Source organism: Natronococcus sp. A-GB7, from assembly GCF_029688865.1.
In the GTDB taxonomy this organism is placed as follows: Archaea; Halobacteriota; Halobacteria; order Halobacteriales; family Natrialbaceae; genus Natronococcus.
Genome location: NZ_JARUKV010000062.1, coordinates 1 through 6,133, shown reverse-complemented (window position 1 = coordinate 6,133; position 6,133 = coordinate 1). Strand labels below are relative to the sequence as shown.

Genomic DNA, 6,133 nt, shown 5'->3' with positions numbered 1-6,133 from the left:
TCCCATTGGTAACGACGCCCCATTCAACTTCTAATTCTTGTCGCATATAGCTCCGGAGCTGCTCGATGCTATCTTCACTGAGATCTGATCGGGATGGTTTTGCTTCGATGAAGACAACTGGAGTATCCCCTAAGAGAAGTGCAAAATCAACCTTCGTCTTCGCGGTCGCCATTCGAACCGTATACTCTGGTTCGACTTCCGTCGATCGCGTATTCCAACCAAGCACCTCTATGAAAGGGACAATAAGACGAAACTTAGTAGCCTCTTCATCCATAGCCGGAGAGGCCTCCAAAGTGGCTTGAGCTTGGTCTACAAACTCCTCTACCGACTCTTCCTCCATAACTATGTGATGAATGTTCAGTCCACTACTATCAATGTACCCAATCCGAAGAAAGACCCAGAGTCCGATAAGAGAGCCTTCGAGAAGGCCACCAATTACCAGAAGACCCACTGATCTCCGATAGACCGTGAGTCGACCATCTCACTCGAGATAAGCTGGTCAAGTAGCTCCTCGTCGTCCATATCGAACTTTTCCGAAACCTCTTCGAATGAAACGACTGGATTGTCCCAGTTGCTGGTCTGCTTGATAACCCATTCCTCAATCTCAGTTCCGTGCTCCTTCGCGCGCTCGTACGCGAGGCGACGATTAGATCCTGCCATGACTACCACCATCCATGAGATTCGCCGACTAGCTTCCCAGAGACGTTAGGATCCTCTTCAAGCCGATCGAAGGCCTCTTCCTCGGGGATATCGAGAGCTTCAGCGACCTCCTCGGTCGAGACGACTGGATTACTGATCTTACTGGTTCTCTGCTTGACGACCTGAGCTACGCCATCCCCGCTATGGGCGATGACTTCGTCTCGGAGCGATTCCTTCATGCTATTCACCACCACACACTGGTACCATCGACCTCTTTCTCACTGATGAAGGGTGATTCCTCGAGAGCTTCGTGGGCTACCTCTTCGGAGACTCCTAATTCGTCAGCAACTTCGGAAGTGAAGACGACAGGCTCGTAGACCTGATTCGTCTCATGCTTTACGTATTGCTTTGCTTTGCGGGGCAGATTCGAGTCACTCATCGTCATCTCGCTGACCAGGAGCGGGAATTTCAGAACTATCGACGTCCCCCTCGACTTCATCAGTATTCGTATAGCGAGTAGGCATTGATCGGGATTCCTGCTCTTCCCGACGGCGATTCGCTCGCTCCTGCTGACGACGATTCTCTTCAGCGAATCGGTGGTGCATCTCGCCCCGCCAGTTGGTGAGATCCTCCATTGAAGGACCCTCCCGAGCATATTCCTCTGTCACCGTCGCCGGATCATCGTCATTCCGTCCCGGACCGGGAATCTCGACTTCCTTGGTGTAGGTGTCCGGATCACTCTGCTCGAGTTCCACCGACGTATTCTCGCTATTAGTCCGGCCGGCGACCGGGATCTCAACGTTCGTCTTTTTCTTCCCAGCGTTCTCGAATTTCTCGAGAAGCGACTTCTTGTCCTCCGTGTCCATCGAATTCAGAGTCGAGTCATCGTAATCGACATACTCCCTAAGCTGCTGATCGAGTGGTTGCTCCTCATACTCGGACTCGATATGATTCACTAACTTTTCGACGTCGCCGGCGAGCGCGTCTCCTCCGATTTCTCGGGCCTTGTCGACGAGATCTTTCGTCATACTCCGTTATTGGGAATAGGAATGAATAATCGTTCTGCGTCCTCTTGGTTCTCAGACCCTCTCCCAACCGAATTCGAGCATATTCAGAAATCGATCAGCGCTATCTGGATCCGATTTGACAAGAGAAGGATGAATCCCTCGACTCGCCAGCGATCGCCTCTCAGAATAGCGGAAAGGCCGGTAGAAATCGAATTGAACCTCAATCGGTGGGGACGGAGAATTCGGGACCTGCATATGGGAACTTGGGTCCACCTGAAGGATCTGGCTCCTCGCTCATGGAGATCTGGTCTGGTTCTGTCTCGCCTTCCCTAACGAACTCTCCGTGGACTTGGAACGAATGACCCTTCATCGCTCCCTCTTCGAAAAAAGCCGTTCCACACGTCGGGCATCGCCATATATTACCCCCACTACTCATCGTCGCCTCGATGATTGAGGATGTGGTGGAGTTGCATCTCACCGACATTAGTGAACCCCTTCCGGCATTCCAGACACCGGCTCTTAACGTGAGGCATGGTAAGAGATCTGAGATGAAAGAGGATAAACCGTCTTGCTCTCAGAAAGAGCGAGAAGCGGGCTCTAATCGATTTGTCGGCGAATAGACTGAATCCCCTTGTTCTGTCGGTGAATCCGGCTCGAACAGGCGGAGACGGGCAGATATGGAATCTCAGCTACCAATCGGTCCTGAGATCCGTTCGAGACGATTTCACTGGCGCAGGAGTCTTAATTGGGAATAGCTCGATCATATGGATATGGCGTACCCGTCAAATTACAAAGATATTGCTGCGAGAGAAGAATCGATTCAGGCCGCTCGAGAGGTCAAGGAAGACCTCGGTATCACCTGGTCCGACTTTCTCGAGCGAGGCGCGAACAAGCTGAAGACAGAATCCGAGAGAGACCAATGAGACGCTCGAGCATCTATACGATAGTCACGATCGGTTGCGGAGCCATGATTCCGATCGTCGCTCCTCAAATCGTCCCACAGCTCGTATTCTCCGTGTTGGCCATCGTCACTATCTTTGCATGGCTCGAAGTGACGATTCAGGAACAGACCTCACAAGGATCAATTGAGTCCTAAAGCAGCGAGAGGGGGACTATTCCTCCCGCCCTTGAGCGGTTCTGTCGAGAAGCTCGTTAACGAGCTCGGCGCGCGAACCCCATGACATCGGAGGTTCTCCCTCCGACGGATTGAGATTGAATAGTCAGCAAGATAATCCTTCTGCAGAGTAGGGGAGTCAATCGCTATTAGAGGCGTTCTCTGATACCGATAGGGCTTCAGTGGGATTCTCGTCGCTTCTTTCGAGAGATGCACGGAGTAGTGACTCGAGATGGTAGTCCTCTATATGCTCGAGAGCGCCCTGCTTCGAAGGCCATCGTTCCTCGCATTCACAGAGGCCACAGGTCCAAGAAGCCATCTATCTCACCTCCTTTTTCGGGACTCCGGGCCCCCAGAGTCCGTTATCATCGTCCGAATTGCCAGCCCATAGCGCATGATATTCACTCTCACCGATCGCTTCAGAATCGATCTCCGCTTTCTCAGGCGATTCTTCCTCTTCTGTGGGGCCATCATCGGACTCTTCTTTGGAATCGCTTTGAGCCGCATTCTCGCCGCTCTCATCGCGTTCATCATCCTCTGGCTCGACATACTCGATAATCTCAAGGTTCTCATTGAGGCTGAGCCCTTCGTGGTCGCCTCCTGCCTCTCGCACATGACTCCGCAGATCACGGGGATCATCGATGATAGTCCGAGAGCAGTCCTTAATGGGGCATGTGAGTACTTCGACTTGGATCTCCTCGCTCGAGTCACCCTTCCTATCGCGGACTTTCCGGATCCGATCAAGATCCTGCTTTGGACTGGTGGTACTCATTTGCGATCTCCCTCGTTCGATTCGGTATACTTGTTACTGTCTGGCATCTTCGTTGTCCTCGATCATTTGTTGATTGTCAGTCGATAGCTCGGTCAAGCGTGCTCGATGGTGGAGGAGGTCGATCGAATAGGATCCGAATCATACATTATCCCTCTGAGCCTGCTTGAATTGCTCATCAAACTTCCGATCCTTTGCCCGTTGTTGTATATCGCGTATCCAGTCAGGGTAGCGGAGCTCAGGATAGTTGGGCAGTTCCCGACACGGAATGGCGGGCGATTCTATCCCTCGAATCCCCTTATAGGAATTATTAAAGGGACTTTGAGGGATAGAATCGAGGTCGACTGATCCGGCGATATTCAGTCCTTCAAGCCCTCTATCGTAATATTTGGCCCATCTGCCTTTCCCGTTTTTCTCGATCAGCCCTCGCTCCTGCAACTTCCTCCGAATTCGTTCGACGCTTTTCCTATTCACCCCAGACTGTTCGATAATCTCACCGGCGCTCATCTCCTCGGCACCTTGCAACGCTTCGATAATGGCCTTCTCGTTCGACGTCCGCGTTGAAGTACAGGCATCGAAGGAACGACCGGGACGACTCCGACCTGGGATCCGGGTATCGAGCCAGTTAGGGACCATCCCCGTTGCAATGTAGATGGTTGCTTCAGTATCATCCGTTCGGCCAGCCCGCATTACGGCTTGGAATACCTCTCCACGCCGAATGCTTTCGAGAATATCGTTCGCAGTCTCATTCTGATAGTCGAGATCGTATCCACTGAGTCGTTCCCCGTCTTCATCAGTCGCGGGCTCTGCGTATTCACCGTGGAACGCTGCTTGGTATTGGATATCTATATCTCCTCGTCCGGGCGAACCGAGGACGACGAGTAGCTCGGAATCAGCGAGATCGTTCTTACCGCGGAGAGCCCCATAGTGTAAATCATCCTGCCAAAGATGGTCGAGCCCCTGGTCCTCGAGTGCTTTCCGAAGGTTCTTACTCGTGATGAGGTCCGGTCGTTGACCATGTTTGCGATATACCTCCCGGAGGTACGCCTCACATTTGGGGATGCTGACCTCGCCATTACTCACCGGCCAGACATACTCGTTCAACTGAATGAATTCGTATCCCTGATCGCGGAGGTGTCGATTGCGATCTTCGTCGTTAAATAAGCGATAGTGGTTCAGATCATCTCCAAGGAGGAGCTTCCAGTCCGAAGTACAGGGGGTCGCATCGAGGGCGATAACTGCCTCTGCCTTCGAGAAGTCCGGCGGGTCGAAAACCCATACCGAGCCTCCATTCTCGTTATCATCACCGGAATGGTATAGACTCTTGAATACTACCGTTCGATTACCAGGCAGGTCAGCCACATAGAGACCATTATCGAGTCGTTCAGCCCCGTAGATGGCATATGCAGTCAGCGGGGCCTTTGCGTGGAATTCACCTACTGCATCTCGATGATCTGCTGGGTCGAGCCCGGCGTCCTCAAGTTGGGATAATGCTTCCTTTCGTTTTCGCTCCTCACCGGGCTCAGGCCGCCGGACAGACTCGAAGGGGAATTCTTCGAGCGTATCTATGAATTCCTCAGCCTTTTCTACCGGATTTTTGATTTCTTGCTTGTATGATCCCAGAGCTTCTTCATCGAGAACAACAACTCGGTTCGAGGTGTATGCTGGATTATAGGCTTGAGTGAAGTGGCCGACGAGCGGATTCAGGCCATCAGTATCTATCTCGGCAACCTGTTCACGATATGGACAGGTATCATCTCCTCGCTCGCAGGGAAGGTCAAATTCCCGATGAATCTCTCGGACGGGCCAGCCATCATCGTGAGCATTTCTGGCTTTTTGAACTATCGGATCATCTCGCTGAGCAGGGTTCTCAGACCGGAGGACAGGGCATAGGTCGGTCGCTACTGGAAACTTCTCAACCTCGATTCCATCCTCCTTACCCCACCCCTCGAACTGCTCATAGTTATCCCGAAGATTCGTGAATATAGAGACGGGAACAGTCCCGAAGATCTTCGAGATGCTACGGGATTTCCCGATACCGGGAAGAACATCGAATAGTGCCGTCTCTTCATCAAGGATAGATTCCGTGATCCCATGCCTCAAGACTTCTCTCGGAGGAATTCTCCCGGAAGGTCTATCATTCAGTATCTCGAATTGACTCATGTCGAGGGCCTCCATCCTTCGGCTTCATCCTCAGTCGCTCGGGGGTTTCGAGTTAGGGCCTCGCCCCCGTTCGCTATCATTTGCATTGTTCCTACCTACTTGTCAGGGTCTAGCTCTTCAGCGGCCTTCTGGACGAATTCATCCCACGTTAGGCCGAGCTTCGCCTTCACCACTCGAGCTTCTTTATGAGTTTCGTCCGTTGCGTAGATCTGTGGTTTTGCCGTTTCAGCCATGTCAGAATTTTATATATCCATGGCCATAATGTTTCTGAGACGGAAAATCCGGCATATAGATTTCTCAAAACGATGACTCCCGGACTTTCCCCTTTGAGTCTCTCAGATTGATTCTGAGTGGCGTTCGTCTCGAGCCGATGATCTTCTTTGCCTGTAAGGGGAAAAGCGATCTCGAGCGGATTTGAGAGCGATCTAATTGCTTCTATTC

At 52.0% G+C, this 6,133-nt stretch carries 8 protein-coding genes; all 8 read right to left on the bottom strand.

All coding sequences use genetic code 11. The features are described 5' to 3' along the window. A partial coding sequence (locus tag QA609_RS24465; protein ID WP_278305230.1) for a type I restriction enzyme HsdR N-terminal domain-containing protein occupies window positions 1-340 on the bottom strand: 340 nt, incomplete at its 3' end. A gap of 95 nt (window positions 341-435) precedes the next feature. Continuing rightward, the gene (locus tag QA609_RS24460) at window positions 436-660 is read right to left on the bottom strand and encodes a hypothetical protein (protein ID WP_278305229.1); all 225 of its coding nucleotides are present in this window, start codon (window positions 658-660) and stop codon (window positions 436-438) included. A 2-nt stretch (window positions 661-662) separates the two neighbouring features. After that, window positions 663-878, bottom strand: coding sequence for a hypothetical protein (locus QA609_RS24455; protein WP_278305228.1), 216 nt, complete (start codon window positions 876-878; stop codon window positions 663-665). Window positions 879-883: 5 nt separating this feature from the next. Further along, entirely contained in the window at window positions 884-1,078 is a 195-nt protein-coding gene (locus QA609_RS24450; RefSeq protein WP_278305227.1) for a hypothetical protein, read from the bottom strand. After that, window positions 1,071-1,667, bottom strand: coding sequence for a hypothetical protein (locus QA609_RS24445; RefSeq protein WP_278305226.1), 597 nt, complete (start codon window positions 1,665-1,667; stop codon window positions 1,071-1,073). Before QA609_RS24445 ends, QA609_RS24450 begins: the two co-directional genes overlap by 8 nt. A gap of 1,412 nt (window positions 1,668-3,079) precedes the next feature. Beyond that, window positions 3,080-3,532 carry a hypothetical protein gene (locus QA609_RS24440; protein WP_278305225.1) on the bottom strand — a complete coding sequence of 151 codons (453 nt, stop codon included), beginning with the start codon at window positions 3,530-3,532 and terminating at the stop codon, window positions 3,080-3,082. A gap of 138 nt (window positions 3,533-3,670) precedes the next feature. After that, the gene (locus QA609_RS24435) at window positions 3,671-5,707 is read right to left on the bottom strand and encodes a helix-turn-helix domain-containing protein (RefSeq protein ID WP_278305224.1); all 2,037 of its coding nucleotides are present in this window, start codon (window positions 5,705-5,707) and stop codon (window positions 3,671-3,673) included. An 80-nt stretch (window positions 5,708-5,787) separates the two neighbouring features. Next, window positions 5,788-5,925 carry a hypothetical protein gene (locus QA609_RS24430; protein ID WP_160167013.1) on the bottom strand — a complete coding sequence of 46 codons (138 nt, stop codon included), beginning with the start codon at window positions 5,923-5,925 and terminating at the stop codon, window positions 5,788-5,790. Window positions 5,926-6,133 lie beyond the last annotated feature (208 nt).